This window comes from Bradyrhizobium macuxiense (assembly GCF_007993935.1).
GTDB lineage: Bacteria > Pseudomonadota > Alphaproteobacteria > Rhizobiales > Xanthobacteraceae > Bradyrhizobium > Bradyrhizobium macuxiense_A.
Genome location: NZ_VITY01000014.1, coordinates 102,627 through 123,193, shown reverse-complemented (window position 1 = coordinate 123,193; position 20,567 = coordinate 102,627). Strand labels below are relative to the sequence as shown.

11 protein-coding genes are annotated in these 20,567 nt (G+C 63.9%); 7 read left to right on the top strand and 4 right to left on the bottom strand.

What is annotated here, in order from left to right:
- Nucleotides 1-14: 14 nt before the first annotated feature.
- The 3 genes from FBZ93_RS31325 to FBZ93_RS31315 are packed head-to-tail and all read left to right on the top strand — an operon-like array spanning nucleotide 15 to nucleotide 1,372.
- Nucleotides 15-737, top strand: a complete 723-nt coding sequence (locus FBZ93_RS31325) for a heme-copper oxidase subunit III family protein (RefSeq protein ID WP_050422715.1) — start codon at nucleotides 15-17, stop codon at nucleotides 735-737.
- A gap of 8 nt (nucleotides 738-745) precedes the next feature.
- A complete protein-coding gene (locus tag FBZ93_RS31320) occupies nucleotides 746-1,153 on the top strand; it encodes a cytochrome C oxidase subunit IV family protein (RefSeq protein ID WP_074130345.1) in 408 nt (135 codons plus the stop codon).
- 24 nt (nucleotides 1,154-1,177) lie between these two features.
- A complete protein-coding gene (locus tag FBZ93_RS31315) occupies nucleotides 1,178-1,372 on the top strand; it encodes a hypothetical protein (RefSeq protein WP_050422713.1) in 195 nt (64 codons plus the stop codon).
- Between the two features lie 156 nt (nucleotides 1,373-1,528).
- Here the strand turns inward: FBZ93_RS31315 and FBZ93_RS41445 are convergent, their stop codons facing one another.
- Nucleotides 1,529-4,195 (bottom strand): hypothetical protein, encoded by a 2,667-nt coding sequence (locus FBZ93_RS41445; protein WP_246667718.1) that lies wholly within the window; start codon nucleotides 4,193-4,195, stop codon nucleotides 1,529-1,531.
- Between the two features lie 923 nt (nucleotides 4,196-5,118).
- On the opposite strand from FBZ93_RS41445, the gene FBZ93_RS31300 reads away from it, so the two are divergent.
- Nucleotides 5,119-7,260, top strand: a complete 2,142-nt coding sequence (locus tag FBZ93_RS31300) for a type I secretion system permease/ATPase (protein ID WP_146991287.1) — start codon at nucleotides 5,119-5,121, stop codon at nucleotides 7,258-7,260.
- Nucleotides 7,244-8,656, top strand: a complete 1,413-nt coding sequence (locus tag FBZ93_RS31295; RefSeq protein WP_146991384.1) for an HlyD family type I secretion periplasmic adaptor subunit — start codon at nucleotides 7,244-7,246, stop codon at nucleotides 8,654-8,656. Before FBZ93_RS31300 ends, FBZ93_RS31295 begins: the two co-directional genes overlap by 17 nt.
- A 22-nt stretch (nucleotides 8,657-8,678) precedes the next feature.
- Here the strand turns inward: FBZ93_RS31295 and FBZ93_RS31290 are convergent, their stop codons facing one another.
- On the bottom strand, nucleotides 8,679-9,482 hold the full coding sequence (locus tag FBZ93_RS31290) for an FkbM family methyltransferase (RefSeq protein ID WP_146991286.1): 804 nt from the start codon (nucleotides 9,480-9,482) through the stop codon (nucleotides 8,679-8,681).
- A 148-nt stretch (nucleotides 9,483-9,630) separates the two neighbouring features.
- Between FBZ93_RS31290 and FBZ93_RS31285 the strand changes: the two genes are divergently transcribed.
- Nucleotides 9,631-10,941 carry an autotransporter strand-loop-strand O-heptosyltransferase gene (locus FBZ93_RS31285; protein WP_246667716.1) on the top strand — a complete coding sequence of 437 codons (1,311 nt, stop codon included), beginning with the start codon at nucleotides 9,631-9,633 and terminating at the stop codon, nucleotides 10,939-10,941.
- A gap of 44 nt (nucleotides 10,942-10,985) precedes the next feature.
- Nucleotides 10,986-17,999: a hypothetical protein gene (locus FBZ93_RS31280; RefSeq protein WP_146991285.1), complete on the top strand. Its 7,014-nt coding sequence runs from the start codon at nucleotides 10,986-10,988 to the stop codon at nucleotides 17,997-17,999.
- Nucleotides 18,000-18,156: 157 nt separating this feature from the next.
- Here FBZ93_RS31280 and FBZ93_RS31275 read toward each other — a convergent pair whose 3' ends face one another.
- Together FBZ93_RS31275 and FBZ93_RS31270 are read right to left on the bottom strand one after the other, a co-directional pair.
- Nucleotides 18,157-19,668, bottom strand: a complete 1,512-nt coding sequence (locus tag FBZ93_RS31275) for an ATP-binding protein (RefSeq protein ID WP_146991284.1) — start codon at nucleotides 19,666-19,668, stop codon at nucleotides 18,157-18,159.
- A 165-nt stretch (nucleotides 19,669-19,833) separates the two neighbouring features.
- Complete coding sequence (locus FBZ93_RS31270; RefSeq protein ID WP_146991283.1) at nucleotides 19,834-20,544, bottom strand: alanyl-tRNA editing protein; 711 nt, start codon at nucleotides 20,542-20,544, stop codon at nucleotides 19,834-19,836.
- Between the last annotated feature and the right edge of the window lie 23 nt (nucleotides 20,545-20,567).

Genomic DNA, 20,567 nt, shown 5'->3' with positions numbered 1-20,567 from the left:
GAGGGCAAGGACCGATGGCAGAGACGACACTGATGCAGCCGAAGGCCGCGCCCGGGACGATCCCCGGATTGCGAGGCATCGCCGCCGACTGGGCCTCAGACCAGCGCGCGTTCAAGAACGTGTCCTGGGGGAAGGCCATGATGTGGATCTTCCTCCTGAGCGACACCTTCATCTTCAGCTGCTTCCTGTTGTCGTACATGACGGCGCGCATGTCGACGACCGTGCCGTGGCCCAATCCGAGCGAAGTCTTCGCGCTCAACATCGGGAGCAAGCATATCCCGCTCATCCTGATCGCTATCATGACCTTCGTTCTGATCAGCAGCAGCGGAACGATGGCGATGGCCGTCAATTTCGGCTACCGCCACGACCGCGTCCGAACGGCGGCCCTGATGCTGGCCACCGCGGCATTCGGCGCGACCTTCGTCGGAATGCAGGCCTTCGAATGGACCAAGCTGATCATGGAGGGCGTGAGGCCCTGGGGTAACCCTTGGGGTGCGCCGCAGTTTGGCGCATGCTTTTTCATGATCACCGGTTTCCACGGCACCCACGTGACGATCGGCGTGATCTTCCTGATCGCGATTGCGCGCAAGGTCTTGCGAGGGGATTTCGATCGCGAACGACGCGGCTTCTTCACAAGCCGGAAGGGATATTACGAGATCGTCGAGATCACCGGCCTGTACTGGCACTTCGTTGATCTGGTGTGGGTGTTCATCTTTGCTTTCTTCTATCTCTGGTGAGGTGGCGCATGACAAACGCAGCGGTACATGTGGAAGGGCAGGCAGCACAGCATGCGCTACACGCTTACGCGCACGAGGCAGTCGCATCGGGGGCGACGCACGCGGCAGGCCAGCAGCATCCGATCAAGCTTTACCTCGTGGTCTGGGGATGGTTGTTCGTGCTCAGCACCTGCTCCTATCTCGTCGACTACTTCGGCATCCATGGCCATCTCCGATGGTCGCTGATCCTGCTGTTCATGGTGCTCAAGGCCGGTCTGATCGTCGCTGTCTTCATGCATATGGCCTGGGAGCGGCTGGCCCTGGCCTACGCGATCCTGCTTCCGCCGGTGCTGGTGTTGGTATTTGTGGCGATCATGGTGTTCGAATCCGGCTACACCCATCTGCTCCGGAGCATATTCTTCGCCGCAACGGCGTAGTGGTGAAGACGCGGAGGTTTTTGGATGCAGTTTACCGTTGGGTTCAAACTGAACGGAAAGGCCGACCACGTGGTCCTGGACGGACAAGACGCGCTCGCCGCTGCGCTGAAGGTGAAGGCAGAGCTTCCGGAAGCCCTCATTATGTACGTGCGCCCACAAAACCGGCGTGGTGATACCCGTCATCCGACACATGCGCTCGCCGACGACGCTGGCCGATGAGAGGCCGGTGAATCCGTGATAGCGGCATGAGGACCAGCGAAATGAACGGCTCGCATCGCGCGGGCCGTTTTTGTTTTGGGAGAAGGTTCGCGCCTCGAGGCCTCGATGCCCTGGCGGGCGGACGGATCATCGCCACTCAGCGCACCCTTCCGCTCGCTAGACGATGAGATGAAATTCCTGCCAGGCGCTCCACATCATGCCGTCGTTGGCGCGAACCCAGAGGTCGTCAGTGACGGTGCCGCCCTCGAAGGTGGTGCTGGCAAGCTGAGCTGCGCTCACATTGATGGCGGTGTTGGCGGGCTGCGCGTTGCCGCCGATGCTCCAATGGCCGCTGCCGGCCGACGATGTCGAATCCCAGACTTGATATTGGGCGATGCTGTCCCCGTCCGGATCGGAGACCGAAAACAGGTTCGTTGCGGCCACGCTCTGGTTGGCGGTGGCGTGGAAGTCGGACGCGGAGACGATCGGAGCCTGGTCGATCGGTGCGGTGACGTGAAATTCCTTCCACGGCCCCCAGGCAATGCCGTCGTAAGCCCGCGCCCACAGATCGTCCGAACCGGAGCCGCTCTGAAAGCTCGTGCTCGAGAGCTGGGCGGCAGTGACATCGATCGCGACGTTGCTGCCCTGAGCCACTCCGCCGACCACCCAGTGCCCGCTGCTCGGATCCGACGTCGAATCCCACAGCTGATAATTCGTGATGGTGTCTCCATCCGCGTCGGTGGCCGAGAACAGCGCGGAGGCCGCGATATCCTGGCCGTGGCTCGCCGCAGCGTCGGCGGCCGTCACGATCGGAAGATTGTCGATCGGCGCGTTGACGTGGAATTCCTTCCAATTGCTCCAGGTCATGCCATCGAAGGCTCGCACCCAGAGATCGTCGGAGCCTGAACCGCTCTGGAAAGATGTACTGGCCAGCTGTGCCGCGCTGACATCGATGGCCTGGCCCGCCGGCTGTGCCGCGCCGGCCACGACAAAATGCCCGCTGGCGGGATCGGTCGTCGAGTCCCAGAACTGATAGTTGGTAATCGTATCGTGGTCGGGATCGCTGGCCATGAACAAGTTGGACGCGGCGATGTCCTGACCATGTGTGGCGGTCACGTCCGACGCGCTGACCACCGGTGCGTGGTCGATCGGTGCGTTGACGTGGAACTCTTTCCAGGCTCCCCAGGTGATGCCGTCATTGGCTCGCACCCACAGGTCATCCGAACCGGAGCCCGACTGGAACGAGGTGCTCGTCAGCTGAGCGGGTGAAACATCGATCGCGATGTTGGCCGCCTGCGCCACGCCGCCGACCACCCAATGACCGCTGGCGGGATCGCTCGTTGAATCCCAAACCTGGTAGGCGGCGATCGTGTCGCTGTCGCCGTCGGTCGCGCTGAAGAGATCGGATGCGGCGATATCCTGGCCGTGGGTCGCGGAAAAGTCGGTGGCGCTGACCACCGGCGCATGATCCGGACCTGGCGTGACCGTGAACGGGACCCATGCGCCCCACAGCGTTCCATCGTACGCCCTGACCCAAAGCTGGTCCGGAGCTGAGCCGAACTGGTAGCTGGTCTGGGCAAGCTGTGCCGCAGTGATGTCGATTTCCGCATTGGTGGCCTGAACGGCGCCGTTCACCACCCATGCGCCGTTGCCGTTGCTGTCCCAGAGTGCGTACTGGGTGATCGGATCGCTATCCGGGTCGCTGGCGCTGAACAGGCTCGAAGCCGCGATCGAAGTTTGCCCGTGTGCCGCCGTGAAGCTGGAAGCCGAAACAACGGGAGGATGATCCACGCTTGGCGTCGCCGTGAACGGGACCCAGGCTCCCCAAAGGTATCCATCATAGGCCCGGACCCAGAGCGTGTCCGGGGCTGATCCGAACACATAGCTCACTTGCGAGAGGTTGGCGGCCGGGACGTCAATCTCGGCGTTGGTGGGTTGCGCGACACCGCCGATCGCCCAGTAGCCGTGGCCCTGTGTGTCCCAGAAGGCGTATTGAGAGATCGTGTCGCCGTCCGCGTCGCTGGCCGAGAACAGGGCCGATTCACTTGCCGACAGCTGCGCGTGCCCGGCGGTCACGTTCGCCGCGGTGACCACGGGTGCGTGATCGGCCGGCGAGATCACGAAGGATTTCCAGTCGCTCCACAAATAGCCGTCGAAGGCACTCACCCACAATGTGTCCGAGCCCGGTCCGGCCTGGTAACTCGCCTGAGCCAGCTGCGATGCGTTGATGTCGATCTCGGTGTTGGTGCCCTGGGCTACTCCTCCCACCGTCCAGAAACCGTGGCCGTTGCTGTCCCAGAAGGAATATTCGGTGATGGAATCGCCGGTGGCCATGTTCACCGAGAACAGCGACGAGGCCGCGAAAATCTGATTTCGGCCTGCGGCCTGATCGCTGACCGTGACGACCGGCGTCGTCCGGATGCTGTATCCGAGATCCTTCAGAACTCCGATGTCCAGATTGGAGATCGCGTACTGGTAATTGGGGTAGAAAACGATCCCGTTCATCAAGTCCAGTGTGAGCGGGTCCTTGACGGTCGACGGGGTGGCGTAGAGGTCGGATTGCTGGTTGCCGAAATGATAGTAGTTCTCAGTGGTGCTGTTTGTGGTCAGCGGCACCGGGCCGCCATAGGCCGCCTCGGCATTGGCGCCGACAAAGTACGCGCCCATGGCGGTCTTCTGAATCAGGTTGTCGAATGTCGATTCGTAGGGGCCGGGCTGCAACTGGCCGCTCTGGTTGTACCAGCCCGTCATGCCGAAGCCGTGCATCAACTCATGCAGAAACACGTCGATCGGATTGATCACGTTTCCAGGCACCTGACTGGCGTAGGTCAGGCCATAGGCCATGTCGATGTACTGGAAATAGCCGGGATCGATGTTGATGGTGATGTCGCTTGTCGTGCCCGCGACATGCTGCCCGGTGGTCAGCTCGTACTGGCTTGACGGCTCATACACCGCGAGCCCGCCATTTGATCCGACATAGTAGCTCGAGGTCGGCCCGCCGTCGGCACGGCCAACGGTGGTAGGCAGGATGTTGAGTTGCACCACGAGGGTGCCAATGCCCAGGACATAGCGCTGCCAGACATTGAGGGCCTGCTCGAGATCGTAAACAAGAGAGGCGTCGGCGGATGCGCCAGCGCTCGAAGTATCATTCAATGTTACGGAATAATTCCAAGGCATCTTGGTCGAGCCCTCAATCTATGGTAGCGTACCAATAATAAGTAATACTCATGCTGACCAGTCACGGGGTAGTCAACCGACGCCAAGGTGCGGGGCTCCAGCGTCGCGTGAGGCTGTTCATGTGCAGCGCCTCAGGTGCGATCGGCTTCAGCTCGGGCATGGAACTGAGTTCGGGCCATTTCTGCAGGCTGTCATATCAGCAGGGCACGACACTCTATATACGCCATCCGGATATACGCCATCCGGCCGAGGCGACCATCCCTGCGACGCTGGTGACGGCCGTCTCGCGCGCCGCGGCCCGTAAGACTACGGAGCGTGGTTCGGCTGCGAGAGGTTCCGACGAGGGGCTCCGGGATCGGCATGATGTTGCTGGTGAATTTGGCTCGTTCGCTTACAAGGCCAATTGCATCCCGCCGGAGAGACATAGTACTCTGGGCGTTATATTCATCTGCTGCTCTATCGGTTCGTTGCGAATAGTCGGTTTGGGCTGACGACGAGGTCGAGGAACAGGGGACAGGGCGCGCTCACGACGGTGTCGGTTCGCGTTCGACGGCAGTCATTTTCAGCTACTGAGCAGATTAAATCGCGAGATGATTGAAACGCGGAGCGGTACGGCAGCAGACAGCGGGATAGTTGCGCTCGCGATGCTGCTGCGTTTTCACGGCATCCCGGCCGATGTCGACCAGATTCGTCACCAGTTCGGCCATGGGCCGTTCGGAACGCCGGAGATGCTGCGCTACGCGCGCTCGACCGGCGTCAAGGCCCGGGAGGTGACGACCAACTGGTTAAGGCTCGAGAAGGCCCCGCTTCCTGCCATCGCGCTGTTGCGCGACGGTGGTCATTTGATCCTCGCCAAGGTGGGCGCCGACAAGATCCTCGTTCAATCGCCGCTGTCAGAGCGCCCGGAGTTGATCACGCGGGCCGATCTGGAAGCGGTGTGGTCAGGCCGGATGATCCTGGTCAGCCGCCGGGCGGGACTGGTCAATCTTGCACGCCGCTTCGACCTGTCATGGTTTCTGGGCGCGATCCACAAGTATCGCTACCATTTCGTGGAGGTGTTGATCGCCTCCTTTTTCCTGCAGCTGTTCGCGCTGGTGTCGCCGCTGTTCTTTCAGGTGGTGATCGACAAGGTCCTGGTCAATCACACACTCAGCACGCTCGATGTGCTCGTCGTCGGATTGATCGGCATCGCGGTGTTTGAGACGGCGCTTGCGATATTGAGGACCTATCTGTTCTCCCACGTGACGAACAGGATCGATGTCGAACTGGGAGCCCGCTTGTTTCGGCACCTGATCGGGCTGCCCATTGCCTACTTCCAGGCTCGCCGGGTCGGCGACTCGGTTGCGCGGGTTCGCGAGCTCGAGAACATCCGCAACTTCCTGACCGGCTCCGCCCTGACGGTCGTGATCGACCTGTTTTTCACCGTCGTTTTCATCGCGGTGATGTTCGTCTACTCGCCGATCCTGACCTGGATCGTGCTCGGATCCTTCCCGCTCTATGTCGGCATCTCGGCCGGCGCGACGCCGATGTTCCGGCAGCGGCTCGACACCAAATTCGAGCGCGGGGCCGAGAACCAAGCCTTTCTCGTCGAGAGCGTGACCGGGGTCGAGACCATCAAGGCGATGGCGCTCGAACCGCAGATGCAGCGCCGCTGGGAGGAGCAGCTCGCCGAATACGTCGCGGCCAGCTTCCGCGTGCTCAGCCTCGCCAATGTTGCGAGCCAATCGGTCCAGTTCGTGAGCAAGCTCGTCACCGCGGTGATCCTTTACGCCGGCGCCAAGCTGGTGATCGACGGCAGCCTCACGGTCGGCGAGCTGATCGCCTTCAACATGTTCTCGTCACGCGTCAGCGCGCCGGTCCTGAGGCTGGCGCAGCTCTGGCAGGACTTCCATCAGGCCAGGCTCTCGGTCGCGCGACTGGGCGACATTCTGAATACGCCGGCGGAGCAGACCTTCAACCCCGGCCGCGCCGTGCCGCCGCCCATCAAGGGGCAGGTCACGCTTGAGCACGTGTCCTTCCGGTACCGGGTCGATGGACCCGAAGTGCTGCACGAGATCAACATCAACATTCCGGCCGGCCAGGTCGTCGGCATCGTCGGCCCGTCGGGGTCGGGCAAGAGCACCTTCACGAAGCTGGTTCAGCGCCTTTACGTTCCGGAGAAGGGCAGGGTCCTTGTCGACGGCGTCGATCTCGCGATGGTCGATCCGGCATGGCTGCGCCGCCAGGTCGGCGTCGTGCTGCAGGAAAACGTGCTGTTCAATCGCAGCGTACGGGACAACATCGCGCTCGCCGATCCGGCCGCTCCGATGCAGCAGGTGATCGCCGCGGCTCAGCTTGCGGGCGCCCATGAATTCATTCTCGAGCTGCCGGAAGGCTACGACACCGTCGTGGGCGAGCGTGGCTCCAGTCTGTCGGGAGGCCAGCGCCAGCGCATCGCGATCGCGCGGGCCCTGATCACCGACCCGCGCATTCTGATCTTCGATGAAGCGACCAGTTCGCTGGACTACGAAAGCGAAAGGGTCATTCAGGACAATATGAGCCGGATCGTGAAGGGGCGAACGGTCTTTGTCATCGCGCATCGGCTATCCGCCGTCCGGCGTACCGATCGAATCATCACCATCGATCGCGGCCGGTTGGTTGAGCAGGGGTCTCACGAGGAGCTGCTCAGCACGGGCGGAAGATACGCGTCGTTGTACCGGTTGCAGGCGGGGATCCATGAAGTCGGCTCGTGAAGCGCTTGCAACCGGGCGCAAAACGCGGGACGAGCTGGCCTTCCTGCCGGCCGCCCTCGAAATCGTCGAGACGCCGCCATCTCCGACCGCCAGGCTGACGGCCGTCTTGCTGGCCGCCCTGTTCTGTTGCGCCGTGGCATGGGCCGGCCTCGGCAAGATCGATATCGTTGCCTCTGCCCCCGGAAAGATCGTGCCGGGCGACCGCGTGAAGCTGGTCCAGCCGCTCGAGATCGGGGTGGTGCGGGCCATTCACGTCCGCGACGGCCAGACCGTCAGGGCCGGCGAGATTCTGATCGAGCTGGATCCGACCAGCAACCAGGCGGAGCTTCTGCACCTGAAGAACGATCTGCTCGCGTCATTGCTGGACATTGCCCGCACGCGCTCTGCGCTCGACGGCAACACCAGCGCGCTCGACGGTGCGCCGGAGGACACGCCGCCCGCCTTGGTTCAGATGCATCTGGAGTATCTGCGCAGTCAGGATTCCGAGCAGCGCGCCAAATTGTCCGAGCTGGATCGGCAGCGGGTGCAGAAGGTGGCGGAGACCAAGACGATCGACGCCAGCATCGCCAAGATTGAAGCCTTGCTGCCGGTGCTGCAGGAGCGCGTCAACGTTCGCAAGTACCTGGCGGACCGGGAGTACGGTTCAAAGCTGCAATATCTGCAGGAGCTTCAGGAGCTCGTCGGGATGCAGCAGGACATCCTGGTGCAGCGGAGCAAGCTCCAGGAGGGCAATGCAGCCGTGGCCGCACTCGACGAGACGCGCGCCAAGCTTGTCTCGGAATACCGGCATCGCCTGTACGACGATCTGGCCAAGGCGACGCAGAAGGCCGGCAGTCTCAAGGACGAGGTGTCCAAGGCCGAGCACAAGACCAACCTTCAGAAGCTCGCGGCGCCGATCGACGGCGTGGTGCAGCAATTGGCCGTGCACACGGTCGGCGGGGTCGTTACGCCCGCCCAGACGCTGGCGGTGGTCGTGCCCAGCGACAGTCTGATTGAAATCGAGGCGATGGTTTCCAATCGCGATATCGGTTTCGTGCATCCGGGGCAGGACGCTGAAATCAAGGTCGATACCTTCAATTTCACGCGTTACGGCCTGCTGCACGGCAAGATCGTCAGCGTCTCGCCCGATTCTGTGTCCCGCGACCGGGCGCGCGATCCCGCCCGCGAACCCAACACGGCAGCGACGGAGGAGAGCAGCGAGCCGAAGGGGCAGGGGCCGGTGTATATCGCGCACGTCTCGATCGATCGGACCAAGATGGTCGTCGACGACAAGGAGATCAGTCTTTCGCCGGGAATGACCGTCACCGTCGAAATCAGGACGGGCGCCCGCAGCATCATGAGCTATTTGCTGTCGCCGATCGTGCGCTACCGGCAGGATGCTCTCCGCGAGCGGTGACGGAGCCCGGCGGTCCATGCCGTCATGACGTGGTCCGGGATTCCACGTGGCTCAGGCTTGGATCGGATTCATGGATCGCAAGGCAGTTTTGCCCGGCGTCGTATGTCCGGTAGCCATGATCGTTCAGCTTGCGAACCAGCGCGGCCTTGTCGGTCTTGATGAATTCCGCATGGATGATCGGGTGATGCTGCCGGATCGTGGCACTGGCGCCCTCCAGCACCTTCAACTCCATCCCCTCGACGTCGATCTTGATCAGGTCGCAGCGGCCCAGATTCAGCGAGTCCAGCGTGACCATTGTCGTCTCGGTTCCGCTGGCCTCTGAATAATCGATCTTCTGGCCGATCTGCTCCGTGGCCGAGCGTTGCGTCACCTCCAGGCTGCCGAAACTGGCGGGCTCCTGATGACTGAGGGTCGGCACCCAGGTTTTCCCGGTTTCCGACGAAATGACCGCGTGCATCGCCCTCGCGTTGAAGCAGTTGTTGATGGCGATGTTGCCGGCAAGCGCGTAGTAGACCCGTTCCTGCGCCTCGATGGCAACGACGGAACCCCAGCCGTCCATGTGCTTGGACCATTCGATGGTGTGAACGCCGATGTTCGCCCCGCAGTCGATCGCGACCACGCCATCGCCCCGGTAGGTCCTTCGCAGCGCAAGAAGGCCCTTCGTCAGCTCGATTTCAGTGGCGTCGAACGTGCCGTGCTCGAGAATCTGAATCCCGACTCCAAAAGTGTGGCCGCCCGCCATGTGGTAGTCCAGCCGGTTGACGATCAGCGGGCCATGCGTCGACGCTGCGATCACAAACGGGATCTTGCTGGGATTGCGGCTCATCGTTGTGTGTTTCTTTGTGTCTGCCGTTCGGGAACGGCTGGGAGGGGTACCCGCTAAGGTTTTCGTCCGTTGACGCGGTTGTCAATCTCGCTTACCTTCCGTGCACTTTTTAAGAGCGGTTTAGTATTTTCAGGGCAGGGGATATTTCGTGAATGCCATTGCCGTTGCGCCGGCGATCGGGCTGAAGCGCTCGGTTGACGACGTCACCGACCAACCCAAAATAATCGTTGATCGTTCCACGAGCGCTGTATCGGGCAAGCCGGACGCTATTGCGTCGGGTGCCGACGCGCCGAAGCCTGCCTATCCCCCTGCTGCCGAACAGCCGACTCAAGTGGGTCCGAAGGGACTGCGCTTCGACTTCAACGACGGCGCCCGGGTATTTTGTCCCCAGGCAGAAGGCCCGTGGCGGGTGCGGCTCTGGGACGCCGAGACCGGCAATCTTCTTTTCGAGACGCAGTTCGCGGGCGGTCGCGTCAACAGCTCGAAGCGTTACTACATTCGCTTCCGCATCGAAGTCTTGCAGGGCGATGATGTCATCTTCTCGCATGAGTACAACGCGACGGATCGTCACGTCCTGATCCAGCTTCCGATTGGGACCCTGGGAGACACGGTCGGCTGGTTTCCCTATGTGGCGAAGTTCAGGGAAGCTCACAATTGCAGGCTGACCTGTGCAATGGCGGAGAAGTTGATTCCGCTGTTTCGGGATGCGTACCCCGACATCAATTTCGTCACGCACGAGGAGATTCAAACCGACCGCTACTACGCCACGTACAGCGTCGGATTGTTTTTCGACGACAAGAACTTCGTCTATCAACCGTGCGACTTCCGCTTTGTCGGACTGCACCGGACCGCCGGATATATCCTGGGCGTCGATCCGACCGAGGTGGCGCCGCGGATCTCGCTGGCCGATGACCAAAGGCCGATCGCAGAGCCTTACGTCTGCATCGCGGTGCAGAGCACCACGCAATGCAAGTACTGGAATAACCCCAACGGCTGGCGGGAGCTGACCGGTTTTCTCACGAAAGCCGGCTACCGCGTGATCTGCATCGACCAAAAACCGACGCACGGCCACGAGCTCGTCTGGAACCACATTCCGAACGGCGCGGAAGACTGGACCGGTGACCGGCCCATTCAGGAGCGTGCGAATCTCATCAAGCACGCCGCCTTTTTCGTCGGTCTCTCCAGCGGGCTTGCATGGCTGGCCTGGGCGGTCGGCACGCCGGTCGTCATGATCTCGGGCTTCACGCATCCGACAAACGAATTTGCTACGCCCTATCGGGTCATCAACTATCACGCCTGCAACAGCTGCTGGAATGATCCGGCAGTTCGATTCGACCACAAAGATTTCTTCTGGTGTCCCCGCCACAAGGGGACGCCGCGTCAGTTCGAGTGCACAAGGCTGATCACCGTGGATCACGTGAAATCGGTGATCAGGACTATTCCCGGATTCAAGCTCTAGCCGATTTTTTCAAGAACTGACTTTTTCATAGGGGGAGCGCTGCCATGAGCACCACTTTCGTTAGCTCGGGTGTTACCAGCTCAGGTTTGATCGAAACGGGCGGCAACACGCTCGAAGTCCTCAACGGAGGCTCGGCGGTCTCGACGACGCTGAGTAGCGGTGGCCAGCTCCTGGTCGATTCCGGCGGCTACGCCGCCGCGACCACGATTTCGAGCGGCGGCAGCGCGACGATCAGCGCCGGCGGCGCGATGAGCGGTACCGGCAGCGGCAGCACGGGCGTTTTCAACAGCGACAACGGCACCGTAACCGTGCTGTCCGGCGGCGTGGTGGATCATATCCGTGTCAGTAACGGCGGCGTGCTGAACATATCGTCAGGCGGCTCTACCAGCGGCGGTATCGGTTCGGGCACCGGCGTTTTCTCAGGTGGCGTGGAGAACGTCCTGGCCGGTGGTTCCGCGGCCTTTATCGCGGTCTATGGCGGCGGTGTCCTGAACGTCGCCGGCGAAACGCTGAGCACCGTCGGTGTTTCCGGCGGCGTCGAGAACGTCCTTTCGGGCGGCTTCATCAGTGGCGCCCCGCATTCGGGCACGGGGGTTTTTGCGGGAGGCGTCCTGAACATCTCTGCCGGCGGTTCAGGAACTTTTGTGGCCGTGAATAGCGGCGGCACGGCCAATGTGGCCGGCGTCATTCTCAGCAATAGTGTGATCTCGGCCGGTGGCGTCGAGAATGTGCTGTCGGGCGGCTTGATCTCAGGGTCGGGCGCCACGTTCACGGGCGATTACGGTACGATCAATCTCGAGGCGGGCGGCTCGGCGACTCGTTTCGACGTGTTTTCCGGTGGCATCGCCAACGTTGCCGGATCGGCGGGCAGCATCGGCGTCTGGGGCGGCACGGTCAGGCTCCAGGTTGGTGGCTCCGTCGGCGAGTTTGACTTCTCCGGGCCTGGGTTCTCAGGGAATGGCGGCAAGCTGGAGATCGATGGCCTCTCAATGCCCGGAGCCACCATCTCCGGCTTCGTCGTTGGGGATACGATCAACCTTACCGGCGAGAGCGTTTCGCACGTCACCAGTGTAGGCCTCGGCGCGAACAACGTTCTGTCGATCGTGACCAACGATCACGGCACGCTGTCGCTTCAGCTGGACCCGAGCCAGACCTTTACCAATCCGTTCGGCCGCACAGGCGATGCCTCCGGCACCGACATCTTCCTCATCACCAGCAGCGGTGGTAGCGGCAACATAACCGTGAGCAGTGGCCAGACCGACATCGGGCTGGTTATCAGCAGCGGTCAGACGCTCAACGTCCTGTCCGGCGGAACGACGGTCGGCACCGTACTCAGCGGCGGCACCGAGAATGTTTTCGGAGCCGAGCAAAACGCCAATGTCAGCAGCGGGGGCGTGCTCAACGTCTCCGCCGGCGGTACCGCGCACGCCATCGCGGTGTCGAGCGGCGGCACGTTGAATGTCGCGGGCACGATCACCAGCAACACGGCGGTCTTCAGCGGCGGTGTCGAGAACATCCTGTCCGGCGGGTTCATCTCCGGCCAGATCGGATCCGGAACGGGAATTTCGGGCGGCACCCTCAACGTGCTGGCCGGCGGCTCGGCCTCCTATGTCGGCGTGTCGGCGGGTGGCACCTTCAACGTCTACGGGACTGTGGTGAGCACGGTCGGCATCAACAGCGGCGGTGTCGAGAACGTGCAGTCGGGTGGCCTGATCTCCGGCGCAACGAGCTCCGGCACCGGCATTTCCGCCGGCGGCGTGCTGAACGTTCTGGCTGGTGGTTCGGCCGCCCACGTCGGTGTGTCGAGCGGCGGCACGTTCAACGTGATGGGCCAGGTGCTGAGCAATGTCGCCGTTTGGAGCGGCGGCGTCGAGAACGTGTCGTCAGGCGGATCTATCTCCGGAGCGATCGGGTCGGGCACGGGAGTTTCGGGCGGTACGCTCAACCTGCTGGCCGGCGGCTCGGCGGCATTCGTCGGCGTTTCGAGCGGCGGCGTCTTCAACGTTGCGGGCACGGTGCTCAGCAATGTGGGCGTCTATGACGGCGGTGTTGAGAATGTCCTCTCCGGTGGTGTAGTCACTGGCGTGCCGGGCTCAGGGACCGGCGTATCCGGCGGCACCGTCAACGTGTTGTCGGGCGGTGCACTGGATCATCTGACCGTTTCGAGCGGCACGATGAATGTCTCCGCCGGGGGCACCGCACACAACGTGACGGTGTCGAGCGGCACCCTCAACGTTGCAGGCACCATGACCAGCAACACGACGGTGTCGAGCGGCGGTGTCGAGAACGTGCTCTCCGGCGGGTTCATCTCCGGCGCATCGAGTGCGGCAACCATCATTTCCGCTGGCGGCGTCGTGAACGTTCTGGCCGGTGGCTCGGCTGTTCACATCGGTGTGTCGAGCGGCGGCATCTTCAATGTTGCGGGCCAGGTGCTGAGCAATACCGGCGTCTACGCCGGCGGCGTCGAGAACGTTCTGTCCGGCGGATCAATCTCCGGAGTGAGCGGATCCGGGACGGGAATTTCGGGCGGTACGGTCAACGTGCTGGCGGGCGGCTCGGCCAGCTATCTCGCCGTGTCCAGTGGCGGCATCTTCAACGTAGCCGGCACGACGCTCAGCATGATCGGGGTCCGTGACGGCGGCGTCGAGAACGTGCTGTCGGGCGGTCTCATTTCCGGTGCGATCAACTCGGGCACCGGCGTTTCCGCCGGCGGCGTCTTGAACGTTCAGGCCGGTGGTACAGCGGCGTTCGTCGGGGTTTCGAGCGGCGGCACGTTCAACGTGTCGGGCACTGTGCTCCAAAATGTCGGCGTCTATGCCGGCGGTATCGAGAATGTCTTCTCGGGTGGCGTCGTCACCGGCGCGCCAGGCTCCGGGACGGCCATATCGGGTGGTACCGTCAACGTGTTTTCTGGCGGTGCGCTGGACCACTCGACGGTTTCGAGCGGCGGCGTGTTGAACATTTCTGCGGGCGCCACGGCGAACAGCATCGCCGTCTCCAGTGGTGGCATGTTCAACGTGGCCGGCGCGGTGACAAGCAACGTGACGGTGTTCGCCGGCGGCACGGAACTCGTGTCCTCCGGCGGGTCGACCGGTCCGGTGACGATTGTCGGCGGCCAAGTCGAACTGCAGGTGGGGAGCGTCGCGAGCGGCGGCATCACCTTCAGCGGTTCTGGCGGACAGCTCAAGATCGACGCCACGTCGATGCCGACCACGACCATCAGCAGCCTGGTGCTGGGCGACAGCATCGATCTGGCCGGCGTCACTTTCTCGTCCGGCGGGTCGGTGACCTTGCTCCCGGGCAATGTCCTGCAGGTCACGGAGGGCGGGACCTCCTACGATCTGCAGCTCGACCAGACGCCCGGCGTGCGGTTCGGCGTCAGCGCGGATTCCGGCACCGGCACGCTGGTCACGACGCGCGCCGATGTCGCGCCGGTCACGACGGCGGCCAATGTCACGGCAGTGCTCGGTGAGAGCTCTGTGCTGGCCTCCGCCCTGTTCGGCTTTACGGATGCCGATGGCGATGCCATCACCCAATTTGCGTTCTGGGACACGCAAGGCAACGGACACTGGGCGATCAACGGCGTCGCCCAGCAGACCAACGCGGAGATCGATGTTCCCGCGGCGAACCTGTCGCAGGTGAGCTACGTGTTCGGTCCGAGCGGTTCGACCGATACGCTGTTCGTGCGGGCCAATGACGGCACGGCCTGGGGCAGCTGGACTCAATTCACGGCAAAGGCGTTTGCCGATACCCCGCCGACCGTGATCGCCAGCAACGTCACTGCGTTGCACGGCCAAACGTCGGTTGCGGCATCGACCCTGTTCTCGGTGTCCGATCCGGATGTTGGGCAATCGATGACCCAGTTCGCGTTCTGGGACACCGGCGGCAGCGGCCACTGGGTGGTGAATGGCATTACCCAGCTGCCCAACACCGAGATCGATGTGTCGGCGGCGAACCTGTCGCAGGTGAGCTACGTCTTCGGGCCGACAGGGTCGACGCCCGATACGCTCTACGTCAAAGCGAACGACGGAATGCTGTGGGGCGCCTGGACGCCGTTCACCGCAACGCCGGGGCCTGACCAGGCACCGGTGGTGACGGCGCAGAACGTGACAGCAACCCACGGAGAGGCATCGGCGCTCGCCACGAGCCTGTTCTCCGTGACGGATGCCGACCACGACAGCATCACCCAGTTCGCGTTCTGGGACACCGGCGGCAACGGCCATTGGACGGTGAATGGTGTCGCGCAGGCGGCCAACACCGAGATCGACGTGTCGGCGGCGAACCTGTCCCAGGTGAGCTACGTGTTCGGACCGACGGGGTCGGCACCCGATACGCTGTATGTCAGGGCCAATGACGGCTTCCTGTGGGGCGGCTGGACGGCGTTCACGGCCACACCGGGGACTGACCAGGCTCCGGTGGTGACGGCGCCGAACGTGACGGCAAACCATGGAGAGGCGTCAGCGCTCGCAACGACCCTGTTCTCGGTGACGGACGGCGATCACGACACCATGACCCAGTTTGCGTTCTGGGACACCGGCGGCAACGGCCACTGGGTGGTGAACGGTGTCGCGCAGGCGGCCAACACCGAGATCGACGTGTCGGCGGCGAACCTGTCCCAGGTGAGCTACGTGTTCGGACCGACAGGGTCGGCACCCGATACGCTGTATGTCAGGGCCAACGACGGCTACGTGTGGGGGACCTGGACGGCGTTCACGGCAACACCGGGGCCTGACCGCGCGCCGATTGTCACGGCGCCGAACGTGACAGTAATCGTAGGAGAGACGTCAGCGCCCGCCTCGAGCCTGTTCTCGGCCACGGACCCCGATGGCGACGCGATCACCCAGTACGCGTTGTGGGACACCGGCGGCAGCGGCCACTGGGTGGTGAATGGTGTCGCGCAGGCGGCCAACACCGAGATCGATGTGTCGGCGGCGAACCTGTCGCAGGTGAGCTACGTGTTCGGGCCGCCCGGCTCGGCGCCCGATACGCTGTACGTCAGGGCCAACGACGGCTACCTGTGGGGCGACTGGACGGCGTTCACGGCCCCGCCGGGAGCCGACCAAGCGCCGGTTGTGACGGCGCAGAACGTGACAGCGACCCATGGAGAGACATCGGCGCTCGCCTCGAGCCTGTTCTCGGCCACGGATGCCGACAACAACACCATCACCCAGTATGCGTTCTGGGACACCGGCGGCAGCGGCCACTGGGCGGTGAATGGTGTCGCGCAGGCAGCCAACACCGAGATCGACGTGTCGGCGGCGAACCTGTCGCAGGTGAGCTACGTGTTCGGCCCCGGCGGTTCGCCGGCGGATACGCTCTACGTGCGAGCCAATGACGGCATGTTGTGGGGGAATTGGACGGCGTTCACCGCAGCACCGGGGCCCGACCACGCGCCGGTTGTGATCGCGCCGAACGTGACGGTGACCCCGGGAGAGACGACAACACTCGCCTCGAGCCTGTTCACGACCACGGACGCCGACAACGACACCATGACCCAGTATGCGTTCTGGGACACCGGCGGCAGCGGCCACTGGGTGGTGAACGGTGTCGCGCAGGCGGCCAACACCGAGATCGACGTCTCGGCGGCGAACCTGTCGCAGGTGAGCTACGTGTTCGGAGCGAGCGGCTCGCCGTCCGATACGCTGTACATCAGGGCCAACGATGGCTTCATGTGGGGCGGCTGGACGGCGTTCACGGCTCCATCGGGGGCCGACCATACGCCGGTTGTGACCGCGCAGAACGTCGCGGCGACCCATGGAGAGACGTCGGCGCTCGCCTCGAGCCTGTTCTCGGCCACGGATGCCGACAACAACACCATCACCCAGTACGCGTTCTGGGACACCGGCGGCAACGGCCACTGGGTGGTGAATGGTGTCGCGCAGGCAGCCAACACCGAGATCGATGTCTCGGCGGCGAACCTGTCACAGGTCAGCTACGTGTTCGGGCCGACCGGCACCCCGCCCGACACGCTCTACGTCAGGGCCAATGATGGCCTCTTGTGGGGCTCCTGGACGGCGTTCACGGCGACGCCGGGGCCCGACCATGCTCCGGTCGTAACGGCGTCGAGCGCGACCGGGATTCACGACCATTCGGTCGCGGCCTCGAGCCTGTTCACGGCGGCGGACGCCGACAACGACGCGATCACCCAGTACGCGTTCTGGGACACCGGCGGCAACGGTCACTGGGTGGTGAATGGCGTCGCGCAGGCGGCCAACACCGAGATCGACGTGTCGGCAGCAAACCTGTCGCAGGTGAGCTACGTGTTCGGCCCCGGCGGTTCGCAGGCGGATCTGCTCTACGTGCGGGCCAATGACGGCATGCTGTGGGGGAATTGGACGGCGTTCTCGGCGACCGCAACCAACCAGGCGCCGACGGTGTCGGCCGCGAACGTGGTGACGGTCTCCGGCCAGACCTTCGCCGCTTCGAGCCTGTTCAGCGCGACCGACGCGGATGGCGATACCATCACGAAATATGCGTTGTGGGATTCCAACACGAACGGAGCCTGGATCGTCAACAACGTAACGCAGCAGGCAAATACCGAGATCGACATCACGGCGGCGCAACTTTCCCAGACCACCTATCTGGCCGGTTCGGGCACCGACCAGCTCTGGATCCGGGCGTTTGACGGCACTGCGTGGGGGGCGTGGCAGTCCTTCAACGCGACTGGCGAGAGCTCCAGCAATGCCGCCATCGCAGCGGGCGCCACTCTGGAATTGCCGGGGGCTTCGAACGCCGCCGTGTCGTTCCTGGGTTCGACGGGAACGTTGAAGCTCGACAATTCGGCGAGCTTCAGCGGCACCGTCGCCGGCATGACGGGTTCGGACGCGATCGATTTCGCGAACATCAGTTTCGCGAACATTCACACGCCGACCTTCAGCGGAAACAGCACGAGCGGAACGCTCACGGTGACGGACGGCACCGTCACGGCGAGTATTGCGCTGCTGGGCAACTACATGGCTTCGACATTCACGACCTCGAGCGATGGCCATGGCGGTACCCTGGTTGTCGATCCGCCGGCGACGCAGGTCAGCCAGCTGGCGCAACCGCAGCACGCGTGAGGGCTTGAAGGTCGGGCCTGCGGAGCCGCCACCAAGGTAGGTGGCTCCGCCGGTCGGCAGAGACGAAAAGGCCCGCCTCTCGGCGGGCCTTTTTCCGTGTCATGCCGTGCTTCCGGAGTTCGCAGCGTGGCCGGCGGTTCGCTACTCGCCGTTCCGATCACGACGGCGAGCCGGCCGCCTCCGTCGCCACGTCGTCGGCATTCGGGTCGGCTGCGGCCGTCGCCCAGGCGAGCTCGACGAGGGTCACGATGCGCCGGCCGGCGCCGTCGAGCTGGCAGACGATCAGGCCCTGCTCCTCGATATAGGTCAAAAGATGCCGCGCGCGGCGCAGCGAGTGCGTGCCATAGGCGCGGGCGATCGCGGCATCGCTCGGGCAGGGCCAGCTTTCCTTCGCGGCGCGGGCGATCATCATGAAGACGCCTTGCATATCCTCGGGCAGGATCGCAGCGCGCAGCTGCACATCCTGCCAGGCGTCGTCTTCCGCGATCTCGGTGCCGAGCCCGGCGCGGGCGCGCGTCAGCATGCGGCGGAAATCGGTCAGCTCCGGTACCACGGCGCCGAGTCCCTCGATCCGGCAGCGCACCACGAACTCCTGATAGAGCACGCCGATGGCGCGGAAGCCGGCGTCGGGCTCGGCGAGAATGGCGCGCAGGATGCGATCCAGCCGCTCACGCCGCTCGGCCAGTTGCTCGGCGCTCGGCGGCGGTTCCGCAGTCTCGGGATCGATCTCAGGTGCCGTCGGCTTGGCGGCCATCAGCTGGCTGAGCAGGTCGGGTGCAGGCGCCCGGCGCGGCGGCCTGGCTGCTGTCTCTGGCGGCGGGGCTGCGAGGATGATGGCGCGTGCGTCTTCGAGGGCCGCTTCCGGCAGCGGCATCAAGCGCGGCGCCGCGTTGCGCGGCTGGGTGTCGGTTGGACCGATGCGAAGGCCCAGCGGACGGCGCGAGAGCGCAGGGCCCAGCGCCATGAACTGTCCGCGTTCGAGGTCGCGGAAGGCCTCCGCCTGCCGCCGCTCCATGCCGAGCAGGTCGGCGGCGCGCGCCATGTCGATATCGAGGAAGGTGCGGCCCATCAGGAAATTCGACGCCTCGGCCGCGACGTTCTTGGCGAGCTTCGCCAGCCGCTGGGTCGCGATGATCCCGGCCAGCCCGCGCTTACGGCCGCGGCACATCAAATTGGTCATCGCGCCGAGCGACAGCTTGCGCGCCTCGTCGGACACTTCGCCTGCGACCGCCGGCGCGAACAGTTGCGCCTCGTCCACCACCACCAGCATCGGATACCAGTGATCGCGGGGGACCTCGAACATTCCGCCGAGGAAGGCGGCTGCGCGCCGCATCTGGTTCTCGGCGTCGAGCCCTTCGAGATTGAGCACGGTGGAGACGCGATGAATGCGCACGCGTTCGCCGGCGACCTGCAAACTGCGCTCGGTGTGATCCTCAGCGTCGATGACGAGGTGGCCGAACCGCTCGGCCAGGGTCACGAAGTCGCCCTCGGGGTCGATGATGGTCTGCTGCACCCACGGCGCGCTCTGTTCCAGCAGCCGGCGCAGCAGATGGGATTTGCCGGAACCCGAATTGCCCTGCACCAGGAGGCGCGTCGCCAATAGCTCCTCGAGGTCGATGGCCGCCGAAGCGCCGGCCGTCGTTTGTCCCATCTCGATCGCTACGGTCATGTCCCCGACTCAAATCGTCCTTGCGGAGACGCGGCTTAACAAGCCGATCGCGCCCCGTCGAGCGAACCGCACAACATCATCCCCAGGCACGGCCGGGACGTGGATGGCGTAAGGATTGCTCGGCGCAATGCGTCGTGATTTCTGTGGTCGGCTCGCCAGAGCCGTTTAGACCGCAACCTTGATTCTGCGGTTCTGGCGGCCCTTGTTGTCGATCTTGACGATACGCGCAGGGCGGGACTGCCCGGTCGAGGCCAGATGCGTGCCGCCGCAGGCCTGCCTGTCGAGCCCGAGGATCTCGATGATTCGAACGAGCCTGTCCTCGCCGACCGGTGGCGCGACAGCCTTGCTGCGAAACAATCCGGGGATGGCTTGCGCCTCGGTATGCGCCATGAAGGCGGCGCTGACGGGGAGGTCCTGCCGGATGATGTCGTTCAGCGGCGCCTCGAGTGCCCGCAGTGCTTCGTTGTCGGCGCCGGACAGATCGAAATCGACGCGGAAGGTGCCGTCGTCATTGAGTTGCGCCCCGGTCAGAAGCGCGCCGCCGAACCGCGTATAGATCAGCGCGTTGACGACATGTGCGAGCGTGTGCAGCTCGCACATCAAGGCGCGAAACGCCGGCTCGACTTCGAGCATGACCTTGCCGGAGATCAGGCTGTCGCCCGGGACCGAATGCCAGAGGCCGCGTTCGTCACGCGCGAGCCCGGTCACCGGCAGCACGCCGCCGGACCATCGCAGAATTCCGCGGTCGGCGAGCTGTCCGCCGCCGCCGGGAAAGAACGGCGAGCGTTCGACCAGAACGGCACCGGGCCGCGCGTCGAGCACGTCGGTTTCGAGTTGCAGGATGTCGGGATGGTCGTGAGTAAAGGCGCGGGGCATCGCGTCACCCTAGAGCATTTTCG

Excerpts from the sequence above, each read along its gene's own strand:
- FBZ93_RS31280 (WP_146991285.1), top strand. The coding sequence starts at position 10,986 with ATGAGCACCACTTTCGTTAGCTCGGGTGTTACCAGCTCAGGTTTGATC.
- FBZ93_RS31320 (WP_074130345.1), top strand. The coding sequence starts at position 746 with ATGACAAACGCAGCGGTACATGTGGAAGGGCAGGCAGCACAGCATGCG.
- FBZ93_RS31315 (WP_050422713.1), top strand. The coding sequence starts at position 1,178 with ATGCAGTTTACCGTTGGGTTCAAACTGAACGGAAAGGCCGACCACGTG.
- FBZ93_RS41445 (WP_246667718.1), bottom strand. The coding sequence starts at position 4,195 with ATGGCCTATGGCCTGACCTACGCCAGTCAGGTGCCTGGAAACGTGATC.
- FBZ93_RS31325 (WP_050422715.1), top strand. The coding sequence starts at position 15 with ATGGCAGAGACGACACTGATGCAGCCGAAGGCCGCGCCCGGGACGATC.
- FBZ93_RS31295 (WP_146991384.1), top strand. The coding sequence starts at position 7,244 with ATGAAGTCGGCTCGTGAAGCGCTTGCAACCGGGCGCAAAACGCGGGAC.
- FBZ93_RS31275 (WP_146991284.1), bottom strand. The coding sequence starts at position 19,668 with ATGACCGTAGCGATCGAGATGGGACAAACGACGGCCGGCGCTTCGGCG.
- FBZ93_RS31290 (WP_146991286.1), bottom strand. The coding sequence starts at position 9,482 with ATGAGCCGCAATCCCAGCAAGATCCCGTTTGTGATCGCAGCGTCGACG.
- FBZ93_RS31300 (WP_146991287.1), top strand. The coding sequence starts at position 5,119 with ATGATTGAAACGCGGAGCGGTACGGCAGCAGACAGCGGGATAGTTGCG.
- FBZ93_RS31270 (WP_146991283.1), bottom strand. The coding sequence starts at position 20,544 with ATGCCCCGCGCCTTTACTCACGACCATCCCGACATCCTGCAACTCGAA.